The sequence below is a fragment of the Amycolatopsis sp. NPDC114504 genome (assembly GCF_055633595.1).
Genome location: NZ_JBVKDU010000003.1, coordinates 218,189 through 242,639, shown reverse-complemented (window position 1 = coordinate 242,639; position 24,451 = coordinate 218,189). Strand labels below are relative to the sequence as shown.

Annotated in this window: 23 protein-coding genes and 2 pseudogenes; 12 read left to right on the top strand and 13 right to left on the bottom strand. The window is 70.4% G+C overall.

Annotated elements, in window-relative coordinates:
• Positions 1-14: 14 nt before the first annotated feature.
• Positions 15-377 (bottom strand): cupin domain-containing protein, encoded by a 363-nt coding sequence (locus tag ACZ7PG_RS22455; RefSeq protein WP_470241037.1) that lies wholly within the window; start codon positions 375-377, stop codon positions 15-17.
• A 37-nt stretch (positions 378-414) separates the two neighbouring features.
• Here ACZ7PG_RS22455 and ACZ7PG_RS22450 point away from each other — a divergent pair, with 37 nt between their 5' ends.
• The gene (locus ACZ7PG_RS22450; protein WP_470241036.1) at positions 415-1,008 is read left to right on the top strand and encodes a TetR/AcrR family transcriptional regulator; all 594 of its coding nucleotides are present in this window, start codon (positions 415-417) and stop codon (positions 1,006-1,008) included.
• 3 nt (positions 1,009-1,011) lie between these two features.
• Here the strand turns inward: ACZ7PG_RS22450 and ACZ7PG_RS22445 are convergent.
• A pseudogene (locus ACZ7PG_RS22445) lies at positions 1,012-1,122 on the bottom strand (LLM class flavin-dependent oxidoreductase); the annotation flags it as partial.
• Positions 1,123-1,174: 52 nt separating this feature from the next.
• Positions 1,175-1,738 carry a CGNR zinc finger domain-containing protein gene (locus tag ACZ7PG_RS22440; protein WP_470241035.1) on the bottom strand — a complete coding sequence of 188 codons (564 nt, stop codon included), beginning with the start codon at positions 1,736-1,738 and terminating at the stop codon, positions 1,175-1,177.
• A gap of 82 nt (positions 1,739-1,820) precedes the next feature.
• Here ACZ7PG_RS22440 and ACZ7PG_RS22435 point away from each other — a divergent pair, with 82 nt between their 5' ends.
• Positions 1,821-2,996, top strand: a complete 1,176-nt coding sequence (locus ACZ7PG_RS22435) for an epoxide hydrolase family protein (protein ID WP_470241034.1) — start codon at positions 1,821-1,823, stop codon at positions 2,994-2,996.
• On the opposite strand, the gene ACZ7PG_RS22430 is transcribed toward ACZ7PG_RS22435, so the two are convergent.
• Positions 2,980-6,018, bottom strand: a complete 3,039-nt coding sequence (locus tag ACZ7PG_RS22430; RefSeq protein ID WP_470241033.1) for an MGH1-like glycoside hydrolase domain-containing protein — start codon at positions 6,016-6,018, stop codon at positions 2,980-2,982. The two genes, ACZ7PG_RS22435 and ACZ7PG_RS22430, sit on opposite strands and share 17 nt — an antisense overlap.
• Before the next feature lie 463 nt (positions 6,019-6,481).
• On the opposite strand from ACZ7PG_RS22430, the gene ACZ7PG_RS22425 reads away from it, so the two are divergent.
• Entirely contained in the window at positions 6,482-7,072 is a 591-nt protein-coding gene (locus tag ACZ7PG_RS22425; protein ID WP_470241032.1) for a hypothetical protein, read from the top strand.
• A 26-nt stretch (positions 7,073-7,098) separates the two neighbouring features.
• Complete coding sequence (locus ACZ7PG_RS22420; protein ID WP_470241031.1) at positions 7,099-8,715, top strand: alpha/beta hydrolase; 1,617 nt, start codon at positions 7,099-7,101, stop codon at positions 8,713-8,715.
• Here ACZ7PG_RS22420 and ACZ7PG_RS22415 read toward each other — a convergent pair.
• The 4 genes from ACZ7PG_RS22415 to ACZ7PG_RS22400 all read right to left on the bottom strand — a co-directional run bounded on the left by ACZ7PG_RS22415 (position 8,641) and on the right by ACZ7PG_RS22400 (position 11,970).
• Positions 8,641-9,300, bottom strand: coding sequence for a response regulator (locus tag ACZ7PG_RS22415; protein ID WP_470241030.1), 660 nt, complete (start codon positions 9,298-9,300; stop codon positions 8,641-8,643). The genes ACZ7PG_RS22420 and ACZ7PG_RS22415 overlap by 75 nt on opposite strands.
• Entirely contained in the window at positions 9,297-10,457 is a 1,161-nt protein-coding gene (locus ACZ7PG_RS22410; RefSeq protein ID WP_470241029.1) for a sensor histidine kinase, read from the bottom strand. Before ACZ7PG_RS22410 ends, ACZ7PG_RS22415 begins: the two co-directional genes overlap by 4 nt.
• A 98-nt stretch (positions 10,458-10,555) precedes the next feature.
• Positions 10,556-11,254, bottom strand: coding sequence for a TetR/AcrR family transcriptional regulator (locus ACZ7PG_RS22405; RefSeq protein ID WP_470241028.1), 699 nt, complete (start codon positions 11,252-11,254; stop codon positions 10,556-10,558).
• A 56-nt stretch (positions 11,255-11,310) separates the two neighbouring features.
• The gene (locus ACZ7PG_RS22400; RefSeq protein WP_470241027.1) at positions 11,311-11,970 is read right to left on the bottom strand and encodes a TetR/AcrR family transcriptional regulator; all 660 of its coding nucleotides are present in this window, start codon (positions 11,968-11,970) and stop codon (positions 11,311-11,313) included.
• 151 nt (positions 11,971-12,121) lie between these two features.
• On the opposite strand from ACZ7PG_RS22400, the gene ACZ7PG_RS22395 reads away from it, so the two are divergent.
• The 7 genes and pseudogenes from ACZ7PG_RS22395 to ACZ7PG_RS22365 all read left to right on the top strand — a co-directional run.
• Positions 12,122-13,141 (top strand): medium chain dehydrogenase/reductase family protein, encoded by a 1,020-nt coding sequence (locus tag ACZ7PG_RS22395; protein ID WP_470242378.1) that lies wholly within the window; start codon positions 12,122-12,124, stop codon positions 13,139-13,141.
• A gap of 59 nt (positions 13,142-13,200) precedes the next feature.
• Positions 13,201-13,710, top strand: a complete 510-nt coding sequence (locus ACZ7PG_RS22390) for a nuclear transport factor 2 family protein (protein ID WP_470241026.1) — start codon at positions 13,201-13,203, stop codon at positions 13,708-13,710.
• 137 nt (positions 13,711-13,847) lie between these two features.
• Positions 13,848-15,236 (top strand): serine hydrolase domain-containing protein, encoded by a 1,389-nt coding sequence (locus tag ACZ7PG_RS22385; protein WP_470241025.1) that lies wholly within the window; start codon positions 13,848-13,850, stop codon positions 15,234-15,236.
• Positions 15,237-15,273: 37 nt separating this feature from the next.
• Entirely contained in the window at positions 15,274-16,866 is a 1,593-nt protein-coding gene (locus ACZ7PG_RS22380; protein WP_470241024.1) for an ABC transporter substrate-binding protein, read from the top strand.
• Positions 16,867-16,885: 19 nt separating this feature from the next.
• Positions 16,886-17,881 (top strand): ABC transporter permease, encoded by a 996-nt coding sequence (locus tag ACZ7PG_RS22375; RefSeq protein WP_470242377.1) that lies wholly within the window; start codon positions 16,886-16,888, stop codon positions 17,879-17,881.
• A 3-nt stretch (positions 17,882-17,884) separates the two neighbouring features.
• On the top strand, positions 17,885-19,804 hold the full coding sequence (locus ACZ7PG_RS22370; protein ID WP_470241023.1) for a dipeptide/oligopeptide/nickel ABC transporter permease/ATP-binding protein: 1,920 nt from the start codon (positions 17,885-17,887) through the stop codon (positions 19,802-19,804).
• Positions 19,801-20,517: pseudogene (locus ACZ7PG_RS22365) on the top strand (ABC transporter ATP-binding protein); the annotation flags it as partial. The gene ACZ7PG_RS22370 and the pseudogene ACZ7PG_RS22365, both read left to right, overlap by 4 nt.
• A gap of 62 nt (positions 20,518-20,579) precedes the next feature.
• Here the strand turns inward: ACZ7PG_RS22365 and ACZ7PG_RS22360 are convergent.
• Complete coding sequence (locus ACZ7PG_RS22360) at positions 20,580-21,155, bottom strand: TetR/AcrR family transcriptional regulator (protein ID WP_470241022.1); 576 nt, start codon at positions 21,153-21,155, stop codon at positions 20,580-20,582.
• Positions 21,156-21,240: 85 nt separating this feature from the next.
• Here ACZ7PG_RS22360 and ACZ7PG_RS22355 point away from each other — a divergent pair, with 85 nt between their 5' ends.
• On the top strand, positions 21,241-22,344 hold the full coding sequence (locus ACZ7PG_RS22355; RefSeq protein WP_470241021.1) for an FAD-dependent monooxygenase: 1,104 nt from the start codon (positions 21,241-21,243) through the stop codon (positions 22,342-22,344).
• 515 nt (positions 22,345-22,859) lie between these two features.
• On the opposite strand, the gene ACZ7PG_RS22350 is transcribed toward ACZ7PG_RS22355, so the two are convergent.
• From ACZ7PG_RS22350 to ACZ7PG_RS22335, 4 genes are all read right to left on the bottom strand, one after another.
• Positions 22,860-23,459 carry a hypothetical protein gene (locus ACZ7PG_RS22350; RefSeq protein ID WP_470241020.1) on the bottom strand — a complete coding sequence of 200 codons (600 nt, stop codon included), beginning with the start codon at positions 23,457-23,459 and terminating at the stop codon, positions 22,860-22,862.
• 157 nt (positions 23,460-23,616) lie between these two features.
• Complete coding sequence (locus ACZ7PG_RS22345; RefSeq protein ID WP_470241019.1) at positions 23,617-24,015, bottom strand: hypothetical protein; 399 nt, start codon at positions 24,013-24,015, stop codon at positions 23,617-23,619.
• Positions 24,016-24,076: 61 nt separating this feature from the next.
• Positions 24,077-24,232: a hypothetical protein gene (locus ACZ7PG_RS22340; RefSeq protein WP_470241018.1), complete on the bottom strand. Its 156-nt coding sequence runs from the start codon at positions 24,230-24,232 to the stop codon at positions 24,077-24,079.
• Between the two features lie 17 nt (positions 24,233-24,249).
• A complete protein-coding gene (locus ACZ7PG_RS22335; protein ID WP_470241017.1) occupies positions 24,250-24,390 on the bottom strand; it encodes a hypothetical protein in 141 nt (46 codons plus the stop codon).
• Between the last annotated feature and the right edge of the window lie 61 nt (positions 24,391-24,451).

The window sequence follows — 24,451 nt, the reverse complement described above, 5'->3', positions numbered from 1 at the left end:
GTAGAAGATCTACACTACTGTAGATGTTCCACGCCGGAGCCGGCCGGGCCCAAGGCGATGTCCGGGGAGACGGTGGGCGAGGGTTCTTTCAGCTCGACGAACAGCGAATGCGTCGGGGTGTCCCCGACGTTCTCGCCGGAGTGTTCCTGGGCCCCGACCCAGCGCACGGCGTGCGCGGGCAGGTCGACGCCGGCCTCGCGGCCGCCGGAGTGGATCCGGCGGCGGAAGGCGCTGAGCGTGACCATCACGGAGTCGGGGTGCCGGTGCGGCGCGGTCCGGTCGCCGGGCCGGTCGCGGTACTCCAGCACCCGGACCCGCTCGTTTTCGAAGACCACCTGGTACAGCTCGGGATTCGTGTCCACCGGGTCGCCGGTCATGGCCGCCTCCTTCGTGGGACTGGAGTACCATGATGGCATGGAAGTGCCATATGAGTCCACGGGCCGCAGCCGGCAGAAGAGCCGGACGCGGGCCGCACTGGTGACGGCCGCGCACGAGCTGCTCGCGCAAGGCCGGTCTCCCGCGGTCGAGGACGCGGCCGAGGCCGCCGGGATCTCGCGGACGACGGCGTACCGGTACTTCCCCAACCAGCGGGCCCTGCTGCTGGCCGCGTACCCGGAGATCGACGACGACGCCGGCCTGCTGCCGGCCGACGCCCCGGCGGACCCGGCCGCGCGGCTGGACCTGGTGCTGCGGGCGTTCATCGCGTTCACGCTGCGCTGGGAGCCGCAGCTGCGAGCCCAGCTGCGGCTGTCACTGGAGCCGGGAGCCCCGCAGCCGGTCCTGCGCCGAGGCCGCGCGATCCGCTGGATCGAGGAGGCGCTGGCACCGCTGTCGGCCACCCACCCACGGATCGACGTGCGCGACCTCGCGGTCGCGATCCGCTCGGCGAGCGGCATCGAGTCGCTGGTGTGGCTGACCGACATCGCGGGCCTCGACCGCGAGCGGGCCGCGGAGGTACTGGCCGGCTCGGCCCGGGCGATCCTGCTGGCCGCACTCGAGCGCCCGTAGCACCTAAGCGGCGGCGACCTTCGGCATGATCTCCTCGGTCAGCCGCTTGAGGTCGTCGAGCGTCTTCGACGTCGGCACGTCGCGGAACGGCGGCCACAGCAGCGGCATCGTCAGCCGCTTCCTCAGCCGCGGCGCGGAAGCCACCACGCGCGATCGCGGGGGTGGATCACTCCGCTTTGCGCTGGTTGGCCAGGAAGCGCGCCTTCTTCTGCCGGTTCCCGCACGTGTTCATGTCGCACCACCGGCGGGTGCGGCTCTGGCTGGTGTCGAAGAAGGCGGCTCGGCAGGTCGGCGAGGCGCACAAGGCCAGTTTTCCGTCCCGCTCGCCCGAGATGACGCTGATCGCGTCGGCGGCGATCACGCTGAGGGCGTCTTCCACACAGGACGCCGAGCCGAGCTGCCACCGCCGCTTACCGTCCGGCGTCAGGATCGCCGCCGCCCGGCCCTGCGCACTGCGCTCGTTGATGACCCGGACCGCGGACGCCGGGAGGGCTTCCTGGGTCGCGGCCGCGGTCGCGGCGGCGTGGATCGACTCCCGCAGCTCCCGGGCGAGGTCGAGCTGGGCCGTCGTGCAGGAGTCGACGGCGAGACCGCTCACCGCCAGCCAGTCGGCGAGCCGCCGCGGCGTCGGAATGCGCTCCACGGCGTCGCCGCGACGCTCGGTCAGCGTCGCCGTGAAGCTCGTCGCGAGCACGCTACCGAGGCGGAAGTCGGGGAACCCAGCAGGCATGGAACCACCTTAGCCGGTTGCGCGAAGACGGGGTGGCCTGTTAGAACCGTCTAAGCCGGTTCCGCAACGAACAGGAGGACTCATGCCCAGCGACGTCCGAGCATTCGAAGCCCACGCGACCGACGCCGACCTCGACGACCTGCGTGCGCGATTGGCCGCCGCGCGGCTGCCCGAGGCCGAGACGGTCCACCGCGCCGCACCCGGCCGTCGCCGCTGGGACCAGGGCGTTCCGCTCGCCGACCTCGCCGACGTCGTCGACTACTGGCGCACCGGGTACGACTGGCGCCGGTTCGAAGCGCGCCTCGACCGGATCGGCCAGTTCCGCACGACAATCGACGGGCTGGGCATCCACTTCCTGCACCGCCGGTCCGCGCGCGCGGACGCCGTCCCGCTGGTCTTGACGCACGGCTGGCCGGGCAGCGTCGCCGAGTTCGTCGACGTGGTGGACGAGCTGGCGGACCCGGCGGACGCGGACGCGCCGGCGTTCCACGTCGTGGTCCCGTCGCTGCCGGGGTTCGGGTACAGCGACAAGCCGGCCACCACCGGCTGGGGAACCGAAAAGATCGCGGCCGCCTGGGTGGAACTGATGGGCAGGCTCGGCTACGCCAGGTTCGCGGCCCACGGCGGCGACTGGGGCGGCAACATCACCACGGTGCTCGGCGGCCGGTTCCCGGCGCACGTCCTCGGCATCCACACGACGTTCGCGGAGGGACCGCCCGGGTTGCCGACCGACGGGCTGACCGCGCTCGAGCGCCGGTGGACCGAGGAAACCCACGACTTCTGGCACCACCGCGCGGCGTACGCGAAGCAGCAGGCGACGCGGCCGCAGACCATCGGCTACTCGCTCGTCGACTCACCGGTCGGGCTGCTCGCCTGGATCCTCGACAAGTTCGCCGAGTGGTCGGACACCGAGGACAGCCCGTTCGAGACGATTTCCCTGGACCGCGTGCTCGACGACGTCACCCTGTACTGGCTGACGCGGACCGGCGCGTCGGCGGCCCGCATCTACTACGAAAGCCACAACTCGCTCGACCCCGAACTGCGGGTCGACGTCCCGTCGGCGATCACGATGTATCCCCGCGACATCGAGAAGTGCCCGCGCCCCTGGGCACAGGAGCGGTACCGGCGGATCGTCCGCTGGCGGGCGCCCGAAAAGGGGGGACATTTCCCTTCGCTCGAGGTTCCCGGGTACTTCGTCGAAGATCTACGAGAGGGCCTCGCGGCGGTGCTGTCGGCCCCGGTCACGGTGTCCCGCTGACCTCACCCGCGGTGAGGACCCGGTTCCACACCCGGACGTCGTCGACGCTGCCCGGCCACAGGTCGCTGTGGTTCCCGCCGGACACCGCGCGGCCGATCGCCAGCGGGCCGGGGGCGGCGTCCCCGCTGGGCTGGCTCCAGGTCTTGGCCTGCGCCACGCCGTCCACGTAGAGGACGTAGGTGCCCGCGTCGGCGTCGTGCACGCCGACCAGCCGGTACCAGCGGCCCGGTTGCGGGGCGACGTCCGACAGCGCGCGGCCGGCACTCGTCGAGAACGCCAGGCGGTCGTCGGCGGCGGAGTACTGGAGGTAGAACCCGCTGCTCGGGTTGCCGTCCTGGCTGACCGCCGTCGCCCAGGAGCCCGTGCGGTCCAGCCGGACCCAGGCGCCGACCGAGAAGTTGCCGGTCGTGTCCAGGACGGGACCGCTCGTTTCCGCGTACTGGCTCGAGCCGTCGAGCTGCAGGGCGGTGCCGGTCACGCCGGGCACCCAGCTGGGTGAGCCGGTCAGGCTGGCGTCGTGCGCGCCCGCGGTGTCGTGGGCGACGGTGCCGCTGCCCTCGTCGAGGTTCCAGGCGCCGACGGGGTCCTTCTGGCCCGCCGGGTGCGCGATCTGGAGGTTTTGGCGCTGGTGCGTGCTTTCCACGCGGCCACCGGGACCGCGGTAGGACGCCGTGGCGGTCAACGTGGCTTTGCTGCCCGGCTCGGCGCCGGGTGGTGCCGTCAGCGCATAGGTCCACGTCCGAGCCTGGCCGGGCGGGATCACGGCGGCAGGCCGTCCGGTGGACGTCACCGTCCAGCCGTCCGGCACGGCGAGGCTCACCCGCGGGGAGACGAGCGGGCTCGACGTCGTGTTGCGCACCGTGACGGTCAGCGGCGTGCTCCCGTTGACCGTCACGACGCCGTTGGCGTTGGCGGGGCCGGCGGTGATCCGGGCGTCCGGGCTCGACGTCGTCCAGGACTCCAGTTCGGTGACGCCGACGAACGCGCCCGGCGGGTTGGTGAACACGAGCCGGACCTTGCTGGTGGTCAGCGCGGGGAACGTGACGCGGTTGACGCCGTTGCCGGCCGGGCTCGCGGGTGCCCGGACCTGGCCGGGGATCTCCTGCCAGGCCGAGCCGGTCCAGTACTCCAGCCGGTACGCGGCGGCCGGCCGGACTCCGCCGCCGTCGTCGTAGCCGCTCCACCGGAGGTCGGAAACCGTTGTGGGAGAACCGAAGTCGACGCCGTAGAAGTCGCTCGGGTTCGGCGACCCGTAGTTGGTCCACCGGGTGTTCTCCGGGACCTCGCTGTACCAGACCTTGCCGTCGAGCGCGTTCCACGGGGTGTCGTAGGGGGAGGTGTAGGAGGTGATCGGCTGGGGGTAGCCGGTGCGCAGCGGGTTGGCGGCGTCGTTCACCAGGTCGTCGGACTTCGGGACGAGCGTGCGCCCGACGTCGATGCTGGTGTTCCGCAGTGCCGGGGACCGCTGGACGAGCTTTCCGTCGACGTAGAGCCGCATCCCGGCGCCCTGGCCGTAGTGCGTGCCGTCGCGGTCCCACAGCACGGTGACGTCGTGCCCGTGGTACGGCACGTTTTCGGCCGCGAAGTGGTCCCATGTGGACGGTGTGAGCGGCCGGACCTCGAGGGTGTTCCCGGTCTGCGGGCGCAGGCCGAGCAGGCCGGACAGCACCAGGTCGGTGTAGGTGGAGTGGTTGTAGTCCTCGCTGTGGTTCCGGCCGTCGTAGATCCACGCGTCGCGGTCCGGGTCGTGGGCTTCGGCGACGTAGGGCTTGCCGTCCTTGGTCTGCGTGCGGGCGTAGGTGGCGAGCGCGGCGGCGTAGTCCTCTTTGGACACCGTGCGCTGGGCCGGGTAGTCGTCCAGCAGGTTCGCCAGGCCGGTCAGGGTCTGCGACGTCGCGAAGGGCCAGCTCGGCCCGTCCCAGCGGCAGCAGGAACCGGCGTCCTTCATGAAGAACGGGCTCCGGCGCTCGGCGGTGGTCGGGCCGAAGGCGCTCGCGAACCCGGCGGGGTCGAGCAGCTGGGACCACGCCGTGCTGTCGGCCGGCTGGGCGGCGCCGAACATCCACGGGAGGTACCCGATCTGCTCCCGGCTGCCCGACAGCTGGTGACTCGGGTTGTCGTCGCGGGCCATCGCGTAGTAGAAGCCGCGTTTCGGGTCCCACAGCCACCTCTGCAGCGACGTCTTCAGCTTCGCGGCGCGCTGGGCGTACTCGGCGGCGAGCTTGTGGTCGCCGACCGAGTCGGCGATGCGGCTGATCGCGACGGCGTCGCCGTACTGGTACGAGTTGAGCGTCGGCCGGTAGCCGGCGCCGCCGTGGTACGGGTTGGGCGACTCGTACGACGACGCGGAGAACTCCATGGCGTCCCACACCGGCACCGACCAGTACAGGCCGAGCTCGGTGTTGAACTGCTTGTCCCAGCCGCAGTACTGGCGCACGAGCGCCGGCAGCAGTTCGCGCAACGGCGCGAAGTCCCCGGTCGCCTGGGCTTGGCCGTAGGCCGAAGTGGCCAGCCAGACGCTGTACTCGTGCGCCCAGTCGGTGGTGTCGGCGTTGACGTCGTCGGTGGCGGGCTTGGCGCCGGCGCCGGGGCCCGTGAGCCAGAACCGGAGGTAGTCCTGGCCGTAGCTCGGGTCGCGCAGCCACCGCCCCTCGGTCAGCTGGTGCCCGGCGGCCGCGTTGATCGCCTGGTAGGGCGCGGCATAGCCGCAGCAGTCGAGGAACTCCGTCGAGATCCAGCCGTCGACGGGGTTCGTGTACCGCAGGTGCTCCTTGAAGACGCGCCACCGGTAGTAGTAGACGCTCTGCATGGTGGCGTCGGGCAGATCCACGAACGGGATGTTCGCTTCGTACCACGCGGGATCCGCGTACCCGGCGAGGGCGGCGGAGTGGTCGAGGAAGTGCGTCCCGGTCGCCGGCCGGGCGGTGTCGTCCGCCGCGTCGGCGACGCCGGTGAGCGCGACCTGCGCGAGCAGGCCCACCGCGGCCAGCCAGGCAGTTCCCCAGGACAGTCGCCCGCGCATCGGGTCCTCCCGCAGGTTTACAACGTTGTAAAACTCAGACTCGACCACTATCGCTCAAGAACGCTCAAAAGGGAACACCCCGGCGAGACCGGCTTCAGCGCTGGCAAGCGGTCGCGTTTCGTGCAGCTGCTTCGCGGTGTCCGGTGGCAGCTCGGCCGCGGTGTTGTGCAGTTCCTGCGGGTCCTTGGTCCGGTCGTAGTACTCCTCGGTCCCGTCGGTGTACTCGACGTAGGTGAACGTGGCGCCGCGGATCGCCTCGTAGGTGCTCGACCAGCCAGACCGTGCGCCAGGCCGGCGGTGTGGTGCCGGTCAGCAGCGGCACCAGGCTTTCGCCGTTGAGCGGGTCCGCCGCGAGGACTACCCGCGCTATCCGTCGCGCGACGGACGAATCCGCGCCCGGCTGTCCCTACGGTGGCACCATGCGCCGGAATCGCCGGCAACACCCTTCATCCGCGGAGACAGAATGTCCGGCAACGGCAAGGATTTGCCCGCAAACCAGATCGCCGCCCCCGCGTCAGCGGCGGACGAGAACAAGCCGGGAAGCCGCGTCCTGCGGGTCGCCGCGATCGTCGTGACCGTCCTGGCCGGCATGTTCGCCGCCCTGAACATCCACGAACTGGGGCACACCGCCGTCGCGTGGCTCGCCGGTGACCACCAGGCCTCCTACCAGCTGCGGTGCGCGCCCGCCGGGTTCGGCTGCAACCACTTCGACGCGAGCGGAATGAGCGTCCCGTCGAAGGTGGCGGTCTGCTGCGGGGGGTGCCTGGTCACGCAGGTCATCGCGTGGTCGCTCCTGGCGGTCCGCCGACGCGCCGGCCGGCGCCTGCGGCTGGTGCTGACGCCGCTGGTCGCCGTGTTCGCGGTGGACCTCTTGCTGCAGTTCCTCCAGGCGATCTTCACGCCGCTGCCCGAGTACGACCTGACGAAGGTGGACTTCACCGCGATCGCCACGCTCCTGGGGTGGTCGCAGTCGTTCGCGCTCGTCGTCTTCATCGCCGGCACGCTCGGGTACCTCGCGTTGTGGACACGCGTGATCCGCCGTGCACGGTCCTGACCATCACCTTTCTCGAGGGGAAATCAATGCGTGGGAAATCTGTGCTCGTCGTCGCGCTGGCCGGCGTGCTGGTCGGCACGGCAGCGGGCGGTGCGTCGGCCGCGGAGGCCGGCGGATACGGCACGGCGCCGGTACCGGACCGGTTTCTGAGCCAGCGGATCACGTGGACGCCGTGCTTCGACCCGGCCCACCTGCCGGCGGACGTGCCGCCCGGCGGCGAACGGCTGCAGTGCGGCAGCTACCGGACGCCGCGGGACTGGCGGCAGGCCGCGCGGAGTGGCGACATCACGATCTCCATGACCAGGCTGCCGCCGACGAGTGGTGAAGCGAAAGGCACGGTGCTGACCAATCCCGGCGGACCGGGCGGCCGGGGACGGACGTTGCCGCTCAGCTTCCTGAACCAGCCGAAGCTGCTGGCGAGCCAGGAGATCATCGGGATCGACGTGCGCGGTACCGGGGAGAGCACCACCGTCTCGTGCGGCGGCTACGACTGGCTCGGCTCCGCCGACCCGCGCGATCGCAGCCCCGAGAACGTCAAGCTGCTGTTCGACAGCGCGGAGAAGCAGGCGCGGACGTGCCAGGCGGAGTCCGGCGACTTCGGCAAGGTCGTCAACACCGAGCAGACCGTCCGCGACCTCGACCTGCTGCGGCAGCTGCTGGGCCGGGACAAGGTCAACTGGATCGGGTACTCCGGCGGCACGTGGCTGGGCGCCTACTACGCCACGTACTTCCCGGAGCACGTCGGCAAGTTCGTGCTGGACTCGAACGCCGAGTTCACCTCGAGCTACCAGACGGTCTTCGGCGAGTTCGGCCGAGGCTTCGAACGCCGCTTCCGCACGGACTTCCTGCCCTGGGTGGCGAAGTACGACTCGCTCTACCACCTCGGCAAGACCGGCGAAGAAGTCCGCCAGAGCTACGAGAAGGTCCGTGCCGCACTGGTCGCGAAGCCGGAACGGCAGGCGGACGGTGCGCCGTTCACCGCGGCCACCTTCGACCAGTGGCTGTTCGACTCGCTGTACTCGAAGTTCTCGTTCCCCGGTGCCGCCGAGCAGTTCTCCCGCCTGGCCGGGACCGTGGTGGACCACCAGGGTCCGGCTCCGACGCTCGGCAAGCTTCCGGATTCGGTCAACGCCACGATGTACGCGACGGTGTGCAACGACACGCCGTTCCGCGGCGACCGCGATTTCCTGGTCCGGGAGTCCGCCCGGCTCGGCAAGCTCTACCCGCTGGTCGGCGGTTACGTGGTGGCGGCTCCGTGCGCGTTCTGGGATCGGCCCGCACTCCAGCTGAAGACGCCCACCGGAGCCGGGGTGCCGCCGATCCTGATGGTGCAGTCCGTCACCGACCCGGCCACCCCGATCGAGGGCGCACTGCGGGCACACCGGCAGTTCGCGGGATCGCGGATGCTGACCGTGACCAACGAGGGCGACCACGGCCTCTACGCGTTCGGCAACGCGTGCGTGGACGACGTCGTGGAGTCGTTCATCGTCGACCAGGTGGTGCCGCAACAGGACCTCACGTGTGACGGCGTGCCCCTGCCGGTGCCGTCCGCGCCGACGCGCCGGCCGTCAGGGTGGGTTGTCCCCGGGGCTGACGACGCCGGTTTCGTAGGCGTAGACGACCGCTTGCACCCGGTCGCGTAACCCGAGTTTGTTCAAGACCCGGGACACGTGGGTTTTCACGGTCGCCTCACCGACGAAGAGTTTCGCCGCTATTTCGGCATTGCTGGCTCCGCCGGCCAGGAGGCGGAGGATCTGTTCTTCCCGTTCGGTGAGCAGGGCGAGCAGGTCCGGCCGTTGCGACGCGGGTGGTCGCGTGACGAACCGGTCGAGCAGCCGCCGGGTCAGTTCCGGAGCCAGCAGTGCGTCGCCGCGCGCGACGACCCGGACCGCCTGGATCAGCTCCTCGGGCGCGGCGGTTTTGAGCAGGAAGCCGCTCGCTCCGGCTTGAAGCGCTTGGAAGAGGTAGTCCTCCCGGTTGAACGTCGTGAGGATGAGGACCACGCAGTCGCAGGCGGCGGTGATCAACCGGGTGGCGTCGAGCCCGTCGAGCCCCGGCATCTGGACGTCCATCAGCACCACGTCGGGGTTCAGGGTTTTCGCCAGGTCGAGGGCCTGCGCCCCGTCTTCGGCCTCGCCGATGACGCGGAAGTCGTCCTGGCTCTGCAGGATCATCCGGATGCCACCGCGGATGAGGTGCTGGTCGTCGGCGAGCAGGATCTTGGTCATGACAGCGGGAACCGGGCTCGGACGGTGTAGCCGTGGTCGTCCGGGCCGAGCTGGAGGGTGCCGCCGTGGAGCGCGACCCGTTCCCGCATTCCCGTGTGGCCGAGGCCGCCGCCTTTCCGCGCGACCGCGGTCGCGGTGGGCGGCCCGTCGTCGACGACGGTCAGTTCGACCACCGTCTCGTGGTAGTGCAGCGTGACGTGGGCGTTCGAAGCGTTCGCGTGCCGCACGGTGTTGGTCAGCGCCTCCTGGGCGATTCGGTACAGCGAGATGGACAGGGACGGAGGGAGTTCGCGTGGTTCGCCGGAAACCGTGCAGGTCGTGCGAAGGGCGCCACGGGGTTGTGCCGCCAGCGTCGCGAGCTGCTCGACGCCGACGTGCGCCTCCTGGCCGGGGTGGCCGCTGTCGCGAAGAACGCCGAGCATGCGGTGCATTTCTTCGATCGCGTCGCGGCCGGCCGATTCGATCGACTTGAGCATCTGCTCGACGGCGGCGGGGTCACGGGTGGCCGTCATCCGGGCGGCGCCCGCCTGCACGCTCATGACGCTGACGTGGTGCGCGACGGCGTCGTGTAGTTCACGGGCGATGCGAAGGCGATCCATGATCACGGCGTTGCGCGCGTTTTCTTCACGTTCGTCTTTCAGCTCGCGGTTTCGTTCGTCCAGTTCCGCTTTTTCGCGAGTCTGCGTCCATGACGCGTCGCCGAATATCCAGGCACCGGCGAGGAACAGGACGTTGGTTCCGATCGTGGACAGCGCGGACGCGGTCATCGCCGGGAGCGCGCCGGGTTGGTGTACGGAGGTCAGTTCGTTGAGAACCGGCCAGGTGCTCGAGCTGAAAGCGTAGCCGAGATAGGCCGCGAGGAGCACGATGATCACGATTCGGGTGACGGTCGCGCGAGAGCGGTCACGACTCCACGCGCCGACGGTGTAGAAGGCGGTGAAAAGGCAGACCGAACTGATCGTGGAATCGCCGACGAAGCGCAGTTGCAGGCCGATGAGCGCGGCGACGCAGGCCGCGAGCACGGTCAAGGGGAAGCTGCGGCGGAGGCAGAGGGGCAGGCCGACGGCGAGTGCCCAGGCGAGTTCTTCGCCCCGGCCCGGCCGCAGTGAACCCGGATCGATGCCCGCGTAGCCGGAAAGGACGGTGCTCGCGGCCACCCCGGCTGCCAGCGTGACGCCGAAAGCCAGGTCCCAGCCGCGCTGGCGGCCGGTCGGTCTCGGCCGGACCCAACCTCCTGGGGCGAAGACCGCCGATGTCATGCGGGTGCGGAAAGGGACTTGATGGCGCTGTCGATCTCCAGCTTGATCAGCCGCTGGGCTTCGATGCTCTGGTTGTCGAGCACGCCGGCGAGCTCCAGGCTCACGATCCCGTGCACGCGCGTCCAGACCACGATGGCCGCGCGGCCGACCTGGGGACTCGTGTCCGGCCGTTCCTGCGCACGGGCCCATTTCTTCAGCTGCCCGTCGAGCGTCCGGTCGCCGCTGGTGCCGTCGGTCGTCGAGGGCTCCCGGGCCGCGGTCAGCACGTCGATCAGCAGGGCCATGGCCGCGTCGAGCGGGGTGGGTCCGGTCGCGTCGGCGGGGACGTCGCCGCCGCGTTCGCTGAAGAGCATCCCGTAGCGCCGCCGGTGCCGCAGAGCCCAGTCGCGGTACGCGGTGACCAGCTGCTCGACCTGCGCGCGCGGTGCCCGTTTGCTGCCTTCGGCCGCTCGGGCCATGGCGTCGGTGAGCTGCCGGTAGGACAGGGTGATCAAGTGCGCCACCAGCGCGTCCCGGGACGCGAAGTACCGGTAGACCGCCGGGGCGGACATGGCCATGTTCCGGGCCAACGCCGCGATCGACAGGGCGTGCACGCCCTCGGCGTCGATGATCGCGAACGAGGTGTCCTCGATCTCCTGGAGCGTCTGGGCGCGCAGCCGCTCACGTCGGTTCATCGTCGGCGGTTCGTCGGTCATCGGGCGAGCATAACGGGCCGTCGCACTGTGGCGGGAGTGTCGCCGTGTTATGCCCCTTAACGTGGCGTCAGGCTGTTCACCATGGCCTCGACCTCGCTCCGGTAGAGCAGGGCGGGGTCGACCCCGGTGGCCGCCGTGTGCTGCCCCAGCTCCCAGCTGATCAGGCCGTGCAGCCTGCTCCACCACACCAGTCCGAAGTGCAGCACGCCGGCCGAGCGGCCGCCGTCGCCGTCCCGGCAACGCAGCTGTGCGCGCAGTCCGGCGGGGATCTCGGCTTCCGGCGGGTCGCCGACTTCGGCGACGACGTCCAGCAGCACGTTCATGCTTCGCCGCGCGGCCGGGACCACGCGCTCGGCGGAGCCGTGAGGGGACTCGCAGGCCAGCTGGTAGAGGTGGGGCCGGGCCAGCGCCCAGTCCCGATAGGCGCCGGCGACCGCCCGGAGCCGTGACTCGGGGGAGGTTTCGCGGGCCGCGGCGGCTTCGAGCGCGCCGGCCAACGCCAGGTGGATGTCGACGGCCAGTTCGGTGAGCAGTGCGTCGCGGCCGGCGAAGTAGCGGTAGAGCGCCGGTGCCGACATCGCCATGGTCCGTGCGATCGCGGCCAGCGACAGGGTCTCCGGTCCGCCCGCCCGCACCTGGGCCATGGCCGCTTCCTTGATTTCGGCGACGGTCCGCTGCCGGTACCGGTCGCGCCGGGTCGGCTCCTGCTCGGTCACGTCGGGAACCTCCGTCGAGTTATGGGTTGACTCGACATGACGATGCGATGCATAGTTACGGACATTAACAGAGCGACGCACAGTCGCCAAAGTTGAGGAGCCGGCCGTGACCGAGAAGAACACCGCCACCGTGACCGTCACCGAGGTGGTCATGCCGGGCAAGGTCGAACCGTCCGGCCTGCGGGTGGTTCAGCGTGAGCTGCCCGCGCCGGCGGCGGGCCAGGCCCTGGTGCGGGTCGAGTCGACCGCCGTGTCGGCCGCGGAGACCGGCATGCGCCGGGGCCGCTACTTCCCGCAGCCGGCGTTCCCGTTCGTCCCCGGCTACGACCTCGTCGGCGTCGTCGAGGCCGTCGGCTCCGGCGTGGACCGCGCGCTGATCGGCCGCCGGGTGGCGGCACTGACCAAGACGGGCGGCTGGGCCACGGCCGTCCTGCTGACCGCCGCCGACCTGGTCGAGGTGCCCGACGGCGTCGACGCGGACGACGCCGAGACACTGATCGTCAACGGGTTGACCGCCTACCAGATGCTGCACCGCACCGCGAAGGTGAAGTCCGGGCAGACGGTGCTGGTGCTGGGCGCGGGCGGCGGCGTCGGCACGATCCTGGTGCAGCTGGCCCGCCACGCCGGCGCCCGGGTGATCGGCACGGCCGCCCCACGCCACCACGAGGCGCTGCGCGAGCTGGGCGTGGAGCCGATCGACTACCGCGACCCGGACCTGGGCGCGAGGGTCCGGGCACTGGCCCCGGAGGGGGTGGACGCGGTGTTCGACCACCTGGGCGGCGCCAGCATCGATCTGTCGTACCGGCTGCTGAACCGCACCGGAACGCTGGTGTCGTACAGCCTCGCGAGCAAGATCGACGAAACGGGCCCGGTGCTGCCGGTCTTCCTCCGGCTGGTCACGAAGCTGGCGGCGTGGAACTACCTGCCGAACGGCAGGCACGCGAGCTTCTACAACGTCTGGGCCGGCGCGGGCAAGCCGGACTCGCCCAAGCGAGCCGAGTTCCGCACCCGCACGCGCACCGACCTGTCGCACATCTTCGCTCTGCTACGCGACGGCGTGCTCACGGCGAAGATCGCAGCCCGCTTCCCGCTGTCCGAGGCGGCCGCGGCATTGGAGCTGTCCGAAACTTCCGGCCGCACGGCGGTCGGCAAGATCATTTTGGTCCCGTGAGCCGCTCCCAACCGGCCGCCTACTGCTCGACCACTTCCGAACCCAGTGAGGAACCCAAAATGAAGATCTCCGCAGTGAAGCGCGTCCTGGCCGTGTTCGCGGCCGCCATCCTCGGCGTCGCGGCGGTGAGTGGCAGCGCCGCCGCCGGCCAGGGAAAGGACGGGCGCGGGTCGTCCGGCATCGTGAGGGCCTGGGCCGCCGCGTGGAGCGGCACCGACCCCCAGGCGCTGGCCAAGCTGTTCACCCCCGACGCCACCTACACCGACTTCGCCGTCAACGTGGTCTCGACGGGCCGGGACGGGGTGGCGTCCTGGAAGCAGCGTACCGACCTGTTGATCGCCGACGTGCACGTCACGGTCAAGGATGCGTTCCGCGGCGGTGACCACGTCGCCATCGAGACGATCTACTCGGGACACATCCACGGCGCCCCGGCCCCGTTCGCGGTGCCGACAACGACGATCCTCGAACTGCGGCACGGCCTGATCGCCACCGACAAGGACTACTACAGTCTCGCCACGCTGCTGGCCCAGTCCGGCCTGCCCGCCGACTGGACCCCGCCCGCCGCCTGACCTCGACCTCGCGCGCCCGATCGAGGTACCGCCCGCGCGAGCCGGACTCCCGTTCGTCGGGAACCACCAAGTCGACGCCGTCCGCTCGTCGGCCAGGACGAACATCGGCATTCGTGTCATTCCTAGGATCGTCCGGCATGAGCAACCTTGACGACGTCCGCGCCTGGCTCGACGAGCGATTCCCTCTGCTGCTTCAGAAGCACGATGTCCCGGGTGCGGCGTGGGCCGTGCTGCAGGGCGACCGGGTGGTCGACGGCGCCGCCGGCTTGCTCAGCAAGGCGACCCGGGTCGAAGCGACCGCCGACTCGGTCTTCCAGATCGGGTCGGTCACGAAACTCTGGACCAGCACCCTGGTCCTGCAGCTGGCCGACGAGGCCGCGATCGACCTCGACGAGCCCGTGCGCACCTACCTGCCGGAGTTCCGCATCGCCGACGAAGCGGCCGCCGCGCGGATCACCGTCCGGCAGCTGCTCGACCACACCGCCGGGTTCGAAGGCGACATCTTCACCGACACCGGCGTCGGCGACGACTGCCTGGAGAAGTACGTCGCGACGCTCGCCGGGACGCCGCAGCTGTTCCCGCCCGGCGAGCGGTTTTCCTACAACAACGCGGGATTCTGCGTGCTCGGCCGGCTGGTCGAGGTGCTGCGCGGAAAGCCGTACGACGCCTGCCTGCGCGAGCACCTCGCCGCGCCGCTCGGGCTGACCCACACCGCGACCGGACCGTACGAGGCGATCATGTTCCGGGCCGCGGTCGGTCACGTCGAGCCGGAGCCGGGCGCCGGGTACGTCCCGGCCCCGATGTGGGCGATGGCGCGGTCGAACGCGCCGGCCGGCTCGATGCTCGCGATGCGGCCGCGGGACCTCGTCACCTTCGCCCGGATGCACCTCGAAGATGGCGTGGCGAGCGACGGAACCCGGGTACTGGCCCCGGGGACCGCCGCGCGGATGCACGCCAAGGAGGTGGAGCTGCCCGACCTCGGCCTCATGGGAACGTCGTGGGGGCTGGGTTTCGAGCGGTTCGACACGCCGGCCGGGACGATCATCGGCCACGACGGCAGCACCATCGGCCAGGGCGCCTTCCTCCGGATGGTGCCCGAGGTCGGGCTGGCCGTGGCCCTGCTGACCAACGGCGGTGACGTCGTTTCGCTGTACCGCGACGTCGTGGGCCACGTCCTCGCCGAGCTCACCGACTTCGCGTTGCCCGCGCTGCCGGCGCCGCCCGCGTCACCCGAGCGGATCGACGCCGAGCGGTACCTCGGCACGTACTCCGCCGACGTCTTCGACCTCACCGTGAGCCAGGACGACGACGGCCGCATCTGGATCGACCAGGTCCCCAAGGGGATCTTCGCGGAGATGGGCGCGAAGGCCGAGCGGACCGAGCTCGTCCACTACCGCGAAGACATGCTGATCCCGGTCCGGCCCGATCGCGGCATGCACATGCCGCACGCCTTCCTGGGCGACGACGGCTCCGGGCACGCCCTCTACCTCCACCTCGGCCGGGCCGTCCGCCGCGCCGGCGCCTGACCACCCCCTTCACCGGAACGCACGGAACGGAACCGCCATGAAGCTGACCACAGCAGGCACCTACGGCTTGTGCCTCGGCTTGGCCGCCGCGCTCACCGGCTGCGGAGGCGCCTCGGACCCCGCCGGGAAGGCCGCGGTCGTCGACGGCGGCACGTTCACCCTCGGGCTCTCCTCGGACCCGGGCAACCTCGATCCGCAGATGGGTGCGGGAACCTCGCTGTTCACCGTCACGCAGTTCGCCTACGACGCGCTGCTCAGCGTCGACGGCAAGACCGGGGAAGTCCACTCCGGACTGGCCAAGACGTGGAAGGCCGACGGCACCACGGTTTCCCTCACCCTGGCTCCCGGCATCACCTGCGCCGACGGGGCGAAGCTCACCGCCACCGACGTCGCGCACAACCTCGACTTCATCACCGACCCGAACAACAAGAGCCCGTTCCTCGGTACTTTCTTCCCACCGGGTGCCAAGTCCGTCGCCGACGACGCCGCCGGCACGGTGACGGTCACCCTGGCCCAGCCGGCGCCGTTCGTCCTCAATGGACTGGCCAACCTGCCGATCGTCTGCCCGAGCGGCCTCGCCAAGCGAGACGCGCTGAAGACGGCCACCGCGGGTACCGGTCCGTACAAGCTCGTCGAAGCCGCACCGGGCGACCACTACACGTACGCCCTGCGCGACGGCTACACCTGGGGTCCCTCCGGCGCGACCACCGCGACCAAGGGAATGCCGAAGACGGTCGTGGTGAAGGTGGTGCAGAACGAGACGACCGCGGCGAACCTGCTGCTGTCCGGCGGTCTCAGCGCCGCGCAGATCGCGGGCCCCGACGCGGATCGGCTCGAGAAGGCGAAGCTGTACTCCGCTGAAACTCCGGCGCTGGTGGGGGAGCAGTGGTACAACCACGGCGCCGGCCGGGTCACCGCCGACCCGAAGGTCCGGATGGCGCTGACCCAGGCCCTCGACCTCGGCCAGCTGCAGAAGGTGCTGACGTCCGGCCAGGGCACCCCGGCGACGACGCTGGCCGCGAACGAACCCGTCGCGTGCCCCGGTGACTCGGTGTCCAAGGCCTTGCCGGCGAGCAATCCGCAGGCCGCGGCGGCGCTGCTCGACCAGGCGGGCTGGACGGCGGGTGCCGACGGCAAGCGCACCAAGGGCGGCAAACCGCTGTCCCTGGTCTTCCTCTACCAGAACAACAACGGCAGCAGCGGGGACGCCGCGGCCGAGCTCGCGGTGAAGCAGTGGAAGGCGGTCGGCGCCGAGGCCACCGCCCGAAGCGCGGACGAGACCACGTTGACCAGCACCATCTTCGGGGCGGGCGACTGGGACGTCACCTGGGTTTCGCTCAACGTCAGCACCCCGGACCAGCTCGTGCCGTTCCTCTCCGGACCGGCGTCACCGCAGGGCAACAACTTCTCCGCGATCGCCGACCCCGACTACGACAAGGCCGTCAAGGCCGCGATGACGACCCAGGGCGTGGCCGGCTGCCGCGACTGGCTCGCCGCGGAGTCCGGCCTGATCGCCAAGGCGGACATCGTGCCGTTCGCCGGCAAGGTCGTGCGCACGTTCGGGAAGGCCGCGGAGTTCCAGGCACCCGGCCAGCTGATCCCGACGAGCATCCGCATGCTGGCGAAGTAGCGGGGACGGCGACATGTCGATGACGTCGGCGGCGCCGAGCCCGCCCGCGGCCCGGCCGCGGCTGGTGGCGCACCCCTGGGTGCGCTTCGGCGGGCGGCGCCTGACCCGGCTGCTGGTCTCGCTGTGGGTGCTGGTGACGGCGTCCTTCGCGATGATCCACCTCATCCCCGGCGACCCGGTGCGCGGAGCGCTCGGCCCCACCGCGCCGGCGGACCTGGTCGAGGCGCGCCGGCAGGCTCTGGGCTTGAACGACCCGATCCTCACCCAGTACTTCCACTACCTGAAGGGGTTGTTCACCGGCGATCTCGGCACGTCGCTCTCCTCACAGCTGCCCGTGGCCGACGTCGTCGGGCAGCGGCTGCCGGCGACGCTGCTGCTGGCCGTGCTCGCGTTCGCCGCCGCCGTGGTCGTGGCGATCCCGGTGGGTGTCGCCGCGGGCGTGCTGACCCGGCGGGGCCACGGGCGGCGCACCGAGCTCGTCTTCACCACGACCAGCATCGTCGTGGCGACCGTGCCGGACTTCCTGATCGGCGTCGCGCTCGTCTACGTCTTCGGGATCCGGCTCGGGTGGCTCCCGGTGGCCGGCAACGACAGCGCGGCGGCGTACGTGCTGCCCGTGTTCTCGCTGGCGATCGGGCCCGCGGCGATCCTCGCGCGCATCGTCCGCGTCGAGCTGGTCGGCGTGCTCGAAGCGGACTTCATCCGCACCGCCCGGGCGAAACGGCTGCCCGCGCGGACCGTCTACTTGGGACACGCGCTGCCCAACGCCGTGACCGCCGCGCTCACGCTGGGCGGGCTCCTGCTGAGCGCGCTGGTCGCCGGCACCGTCCTGGTGGAGAACGTCTTCGCGTGGCCCGGCCTCGGCAGCACGATCGTGCAGTCGATCCTCACCAAGGACTACCCGGTGGTGCAGGCGATCGTCCTCGTCTACGGCCTCGGGGTGCTCCTCACGAACCTCGTCGTCGACGTCGCCCTCGCCCTGCTCGACCCCCGTTCGAAGATCCGGGAGGACTGACGGATGCAAGGACGCTGGACGCGGGTCGTCCGCACCCCGCTGGGTTTCGCGGCGACCGTGCTCGTGGTCGCGACCCTCGCCCTGGCCTGCTTCGCGCCGCTGCTGTGGGGAGACGGCGCCGAGGCCGTCGACACCGACGGCATCCTGGCCCAGCCCTCGGCGGCGCACTGGGCCGGGACGGACAACCTCGGGCGGGACATCCTGCTGCGCGCGCTCGTCGCGACCCGGCTGTCGATCGTGCTGGCCCTGCTGGCCATCGTGATCGCCGTGGTGGCCGGACTGCTGCTCGGGTCCGCGCCGTTCGTGCTCGGCCGGCGGACCGGGCGGACGGTGTCGGCCGCGGTCAACATCGCGGTCGCCTTCCCCGGGTTGCTGCTGGCGCTGTTCTTCGCCGTCGTGTTCGGCGCGGGCGCGACCGGCGCGGTGCTGGCCATCGGGCTCGCGGGTGCCCCGGCGTTCGCGCGGCTGACCCAGACGCTCGTGGCCGGGATCGCGGCCAGGGACTACATCGCCGCCGCCCGGACGGCGGGGATCGGGCGGCTCCGCATCCTCGTCCGGCACGTGCTGCCGAACATCGCCGAACCCCTGATCGTCAACGCCACCATCGGCGCCGGCAGCGCGCTGCTCTCCTTCGCGGGGCTGTCGTTCATCGGTCTCGGCGTCCAGTCGCCCTCCTACGACTGGGGCCGGCTGCTCTACGACGGCATCGGCGCGATCTACGTGAACGCGTCCGCGGCGTTCGCGCCGGGCGCCGCGGTGCTGGTGGCGGGCTTGGCTTTCAACCTCTTCGGCGAGTCGGTCGCCAAGGGGCTCGGCGTCCCCGTCGGGATCGGCCTGCGCACGGTCGCGACGACGCGCACGGCACGGGCGAGCAAGCCGGAACCCGCCGTCCACGGCGAGGCCGGCCCGGCCCGGGAGTCCGACGTGGTGCTCGACGTCCGCGACCTCGAAGTCACCTTTCCCGGGCCGGTGCGACCGGTGCGCGGGGTGTCCTTCGAGGTGCGCAGGGGCGAAGCGGTCGGCATCGTCGGGGAGTCGGGTTCGGGCAAGTCGATGACCGCATTGGCGATCACACGCCTGGTCGCCGAGCACGGCCGCGTCGACGCCACGCGGCTCGAGCTGCTGGGCAACGACCTCCTGGCGGCGGACACGGCGGTGCGGCGCCGGATGCTGGGCACGTCGCTGGCGATGGTCTTCCAGGACCCGATGACCGCGTTCAACCCCACCCGCCGGATCGGGAGCCAGCTGGCCGAGGTGGCCACCCACCACCAGGGCATGAACCGCCGCGAGGCGATGGCCCGCGCCGTGGACCGGCTGGCCGCCGTCCGCATTCCCGGCGCGGACACGCGCGTCCGGCAGTACCCGCACGAGTTCTCCGGCGGGATGCGCCAGCGGGCGATGATCGGCATGGGGCTGATGGGGTCGCCGGCGCTGATCGTCGCCGACGAGCCGACCACCGCGCTCGACGTCACGGTGCAGCAGCAGGTGCTGGACCTGCTCGCCGCGATCCGGGCCGCGGACGACGTCGCGCTGATCCTGATCAGCCACGACGTCACGGTGGTCGGCGAGGTCTGCGACCGGGTCATGGTGATGTACGCGGGCCGGATCGTCGAGGACCTGCCGGCCGCCGAGCTGACCACCGCCGCCCGGCACCCGTACACCCGCGCGCTCGTCGACGCGGTGCCCGACATGGCCACGGACCCGGCGGAGCCGCTCGCGACGATCCCGGGCCGCCCGGTCGCCCCGGCCGACGTGCCGCCCGGCTGTGCTTACGCCGACCGGTGTCCTCTGGCCGACGCCCGGTGCCGGGCCGAAGACCCACCGCTGGCGGCCGACGCGAGGCACCACCGGGTGGCGTGCTGGCACGCCGGCGAGCCGCTGCCCGCCGACCGCAGTCCCGACGAGCTGGTGGAGTCACCGTGAGCGAGCTGCGCTTCGAGAACGTCACGATCCGCTACGGCCGGACGACCGCCGTGGACGGGGTCAGCCTGACCGTGCCGGAGGGGACGGTGGTCGGGCTGGTCGGCGAGTCCGGCTCGGGGAAGTCCACGCTGGCCAGGGCCGCGGTCGGCCTCGCCCCGCTGTCGGACGGCCGCATCACCCTCGACGGCGCACCGGTCCCGACCCGCGGTCGGCCGCGCCCCCTTCAGATGGTCTTCCAGGACCCGTATTCCTCCCTCGACCCGCGGATGACGGTGGGGGAGAGCGTGGCCGAGTCGATGCCCCCGGGCGGTTCGCGAGCCGGGAGACGGGCCGAGGTCGCCCGCCTCCTCGACCTGGTCCACCTCGACCCGGAGTGCGCCGGCGCGGTCCCGTCCAGGCTGTCGGGCGGCCAGCGCCAGCGAGTCGCACTGGCCCGCGCGCTCGGGGCGCGCCCGAGGGTGGTGATCGCCGACGAGATCACGTCCGCACTGGACGTCTCGGTGCAGGGGGCGGTGCTCAACCTCGTCCGCGAGCTGCAGCGCGAACTCGGTTTGTCGATGTTGTTCATCTCCCACAACCTGGCTGTGGTCCGGTACGTGGCTTCGCACGTGGCGGTCATGAGGGGTGGCCAGATCGTCGAGCAGGGGCCGACGGCCCAGGTGCTCACGGAGCCGGGCCACGACTACACCCGCGAACTGCTGGCCGCCGTACCCGGGCGGTCCAAACCATGACGGTCCGGCTGTCGATCACGAGCCCGGCGGCGCTGCTGACCGTCCTAGGTGGTCGCTCTGATCCCCGCGAGCACGACGTCGGCGATGCGCTCGGCTTCCGCCCGCCCGAACGGAACATCGACCCCACTGCGGCTGAGGTGCACCGGCCCGGAAACGAGCTGAGCGAAGAAAAGCGGGTCGACGGGCGGTAGCTCCCCGCGTTCGGCAGCCCGTTCAAGCCGCACGCGCACCAGCTCGAGACGGCGTTCGAAGACACCGCGCACGGTCTGAGCCACGGCTTCGTGCTCACGGCTCTGCGCCGCACTCGTCAGGGCGCGTCCGAGCGGCGTGTCCAGCTCGGCCGCCAGGGTCAGCAGAAACTGCGCGAGGTCGGCACGAAGGTCGCCGGTGTCGTCGAACGGAACCTCCCGGTCGGCAAGCCGACTCAGAGCTTCGATGGCCAGCTCGTGGCGCTGCGGCCAGTTGCGATAGACGCTGGCTTTGTTCACCCCGGCCCGCTCGGCCACCTCCTCGTACCGGAACCCCATGACGCCGTCCCGCGCGATCAGCTCGACGGTCGCCTGAAGGATCTGCGCGCGCACGCGAGCGGTGCGCCCGCCTGGCCTCCTGGTGTCGGTCACGGTCACCTCCTCGTGCGGTGATTCTTCCAGGTGCGCTACGCTACCATTAAAGCGACAGATCGTTGCCTTAAGCGGAGGGATCACGATGAACATCCTCATCTCCGGCGCGGGTGTCGCCGGACTCTCGGCCGCGGTCGAACTAGGAGCCCGGGGACACCGCGTGACGCTCGTCGAGCGTGCGTCGCACTTCCGGGTCAACGGCTCCCCGATCGACATCCGAGGCGACGCGATAGCGGTCACGGAAAAGATGGGCCTACTGGGGAAGATCGGCGACAGGCGGCTGCGAATGACCGAGAACACGGTCTTCATCGACGCGGAGGGCACGGTCCGCGCGGCACTGCCCCTAGCGGAAACAAGCGACTCCGACGACGACATCGAGATCGCCCGCGAAGACCTGGCGACGGTGCTGACGGAGGCCCTGCCCGCCGACGCGACGGTCCGTTTCCGCGACTCGGTGGAGCAGCTCACGGACGACGGCACCGGCATCGACGTGCGCTTCGCTTCAGGCGGAACCGAGCGGTTCGACATGGTGATCGGCGCAGACGGCCTCCACAGCACAGTGAGGCGCCTGACGTTCGGCCCCGAGTCCGACTTCGCCAAGCACCTCGGGGTGTACGCGGCGATCGCGGACCTGCCTGCAGAGGCCGGCCAGGAAGGTCCGAACCCGACGTACAACTTCCCGGGCCACATGGCAAGCATCATGCGCTACGGCAACCGCGCGCTGGCGGTGTTCCTGTTCCGCTCAGACCCGATCGACTACGACTACCGAGATCTGAAGGCCCAGAAGAAGATCCTCGCGGAGGCATTCGCGGGCCACGACGAGTGGCGAATCCCCGAGCTGATCGAGGCAGCCAAGGCGGACCCAGAGCTGTACTTCGACGCGGCAAGCCAGATCCACCTGCCAACCTGGCACGAAGGCCGAGTGGTCCTGATAGGCGACGCCGCCCACGCGGCATCAGGCTTGTCGGGCCGGGGAACGTCCCTTGCGTTGCTGGGTAAGAGTTTCCTGGCGGAGGAACTGGACGAGTCTGACCTCACGGCAGGTTTCAAGCGCTACGAGAGCCGCCAGCGCCCGTACGTAGCGACCGCCCAAGCCTTCGTCAACGGCGGCGCGGACTTGGTGGTGCCGGCAACATGGGAAGCGATCACAACCCGCAACGCGCGCCTCCAGACGGCCGCCAGGTCCTGACCGCCGACGCCGAACCTTGCGCTCGCAGGTGACCACTGTGGACAGTGCACAAATGGACGAAGAGGTTCCAGCTACCACAAACCCCAGGCCGATGAGGATCGACCTGGGGTGGTGGGGTGTGCGCCATCAGGGACTCGAACCCCGAACCCCGCTGGTTAAGAGTCCTCACCCGTCTGTGCCGGATGGCGTCGAGTGATGCCGGAAAAGGTCGTTTCCTCGTCCGCCGAGCGGTAGTGGTGTCGGGGTATGTCGTCGCGTCGATGCGCTCCCGGGCTCCCCCTCGGGCTCGCAACTGCCGAGTCATGTCGCCCGGTCCAATCCCGTCGTCAGCGCTCCTTGATTGGTCCGGCTGGAGCGTTCGGAAAGCTGCCGAACCGGAGAGCAAGGCCGAGCGGACATGAGGCGGCTCGGTAGCTGGCTTGCTCAAGACCTTGCCCTGTCCGTTCGGTGTGTCTGTACCGGATTGGTCGCTCTCGGCGCGGCACACACCTCGCGACGGTTGAACTGCGGAAGACTCATCGCAGCGTCGCCGATCCGGTCGGTGGGTGGTCTGGCTGGGGTTCGTGTTCGGCATCCGCCTGTAGCCGGTGGCGAACATCAGCTCGGCAGGCTGGAGTGTCCTCGGAGTGGACCGTGGCCGGGATGTCCCGTCCGGTGATGTGCACTGGGCCGACATCGAGATCGAGACCAAAACACCACACTCCGGTGATGACTGTGCAGGCTACGACAACGACGGCGGCGAGGGCGCGGACGGTGTTGGGAGTGCTGGTGAGGATGTCTTTGACCAGCTTCAGAAGCGCGTTCATCGTGTTGTCGTGAACGACGGGTCCAAGGCCAGTGGTCATCGTCCGAGACAAGGTCGCGATGACGCGGCCCAGCGTCGCGCGCGACATCGGTCGCCCGGAACGGCGGTTGCCGGATGCGTTATACGACGCCACCATCGCGATCAAGAGGCCCTGGCGGCTCAGGTCCCAGCGGAAAGCCGGCATGCGCAGTCCCTCGCCGAATTCGTTGATCGATTGCGGGGGAGCCGTCGCATAATCGGGTATCTCATCCAACCCTCGCGCTGCAAGTGCTGCAGTCAGCCATCGTTGGTGGGCTTCGAGGCGGGGCACCCAGTTCGATCGCCAGTGCGTCGACCAGTTCGGTGCCGCGGAGCAGGCCGCTCTCGATCTCAGTGGGATACGCCGTCCGGTCTTGGTAAAGCAAGCGGGCGTAGTAGAAGGCGCCGGGTGTGGCCGCTTCCCGCTCCTGCGCCCTGAATCGCTTGCCCTATTGAGACCAACCGCGGTTCAAGGCCCGGTGCTGCCGGAAAATGTTCGGCCCGAACTCGCCGCCGGACAGGTGAGGGATGACGTGCCCACGATCGACCAGCGTCCCATCTTCGCTGGGCGAAAGGGGAAATCCGCGCTGGTAGGAGACGTCGCGTCGGGCTACCGCGGCCGGCGTAATCGCCCATGCGGCCACGGTGCGCTCTTCCCGCGGTGGGCCGGCCAGATCGAAGAGGTAGGTCGCCCCGGCCTGGTCGAGCTCGACCAGAGCGCAGTCGGGCCAGTGCGTCGCGTAGTGTTCCGAAACGGCATCGAGGAGCACTCGGCCGAGGTCCGCGGAACTTAACGGCACGTCCAAGCGCCGGATCAAGTCACTGTAGTTCAGCGACAGCTCGGTCACCGCACCGTTGTACCGTACGGCGCATCGAAGCCGTCCATCAATGATGTCGGCCTAGGCGAGGTCACTTCGCCGGTGCCCCCGATCGGACCTCCGGCTGGACCTCGGCCGGATCTACCAGGCGGACACCGGTCGCCACAGCACACGGGATGTCGTCGCGCTTTGTCTGCGGCGTGATCTGCGCTACGCCGATACCGTGCAGGACCACGTTGCCGAGCACGCAGGTGACTGTGATCGTCAGGACGATGTCTTCGTCGCTGGTTGCCAGTCCGGTTGATCGCGAGCAGCCTGAAGACGATCGACGTCGTCCCGCGCGGGCGAGCGCTCCGATGAGGAAGCAATCCCGTGGATGGCGAGCACGCTGATGGTGCCGACCACGAACTACACGGTCATGGTCAGCAGTCGGTGACCTTTCCTGTGGCAGAGAGTGCCCGCCGGT

Coding starts and splice junctions, on each gene's coding strand:
- ACZ7PG_RS22455 (WP_470241037.1), bottom strand. CDS start 377: ATGACCGGCGACCCGGTGGACACGAATCCCGAGCTGTACCAGGTGGTC.
- ACZ7PG_RS22450 (WP_470241036.1), top strand. CDS start 415: ATGGAAGTGCCATATGAGTCCACGGGCCGCAGCCGGCAGAAGAGCCGG.
- ACZ7PG_RS22440 (WP_470241035.1), bottom strand. CDS start 1,738: ATGCCTGCTGGGTTCCCCGACTTCCGCCTCGGTAGCGTGCTCGCGACG.
- ACZ7PG_RS22435 (WP_470241034.1), top strand. CDS start 1,821: ATGCCCAGCGACGTCCGAGCATTCGAAGCCCACGCGACCGACGCCGAC.
- ACZ7PG_RS22430 (WP_470241033.1), bottom strand. CDS start 6,018: ATGCGCGGGCGACTGTCCTGGGGAACTGCCTGGCTGGCCGCGGTGGGC.
- ACZ7PG_RS22425 (WP_470241032.1), top strand. CDS start 6,482: ATGTCCGGCAACGGCAAGGATTTGCCCGCAAACCAGATCGCCGCCCCC.
- ACZ7PG_RS22420 (WP_470241031.1), top strand. CDS start 7,099: ATGCGTGGGAAATCTGTGCTCGTCGTCGCGCTGGCCGGCGTGCTGGTC.
- ACZ7PG_RS22415 (WP_470241030.1), bottom strand. CDS start 9,300: ATGACCAAGATCCTGCTCGCCGACGACCAGCACCTCATCCGCGGTGGC.
- ACZ7PG_RS22405 (WP_470241028.1), bottom strand. CDS start 11,254: ATGACCGACGAACCGCCGACGATGAACCGACGTGAGCGGCTGCGCGCC.
- ACZ7PG_RS22395 (WP_470242378.1), top strand. CDS start 12,122: ATGCCGGGCAAGGTCGAACCGTCCGGCCTGCGGGTGGTTCAGCGTGAG.
- ACZ7PG_RS22390 (WP_470241026.1), top strand. CDS start 13,201: ATGAAGATCTCCGCAGTGAAGCGCGTCCTGGCCGTGTTCGCGGCCGCC.
- ACZ7PG_RS22385 (WP_470241025.1), top strand. CDS start 13,848: ATGAGCAACCTTGACGACGTCCGCGCCTGGCTCGACGAGCGATTCCCT.
- ACZ7PG_RS22380 (WP_470241024.1), top strand. CDS start 15,274: ATGAAGCTGACCACAGCAGGCACCTACGGCTTGTGCCTCGGCTTGGCC.
- ACZ7PG_RS22375 (WP_470242377.1), top strand. CDS start 16,886: ATGACGTCGGCGGCGCCGAGCCCGCCCGCGGCCCGGCCGCGGCTGGTG.
- ACZ7PG_RS22370 (WP_470241023.1), top strand. CDS start 17,885: ATGCAAGGACGCTGGACGCGGGTCGTCCGCACCCCGCTGGGTTTCGCG.
- ACZ7PG_RS22355 (WP_470241021.1), top strand. CDS start 21,241: ATGAACATCCTCATCTCCGGCGCGGGTGTCGCCGGACTCTCGGCCGCG.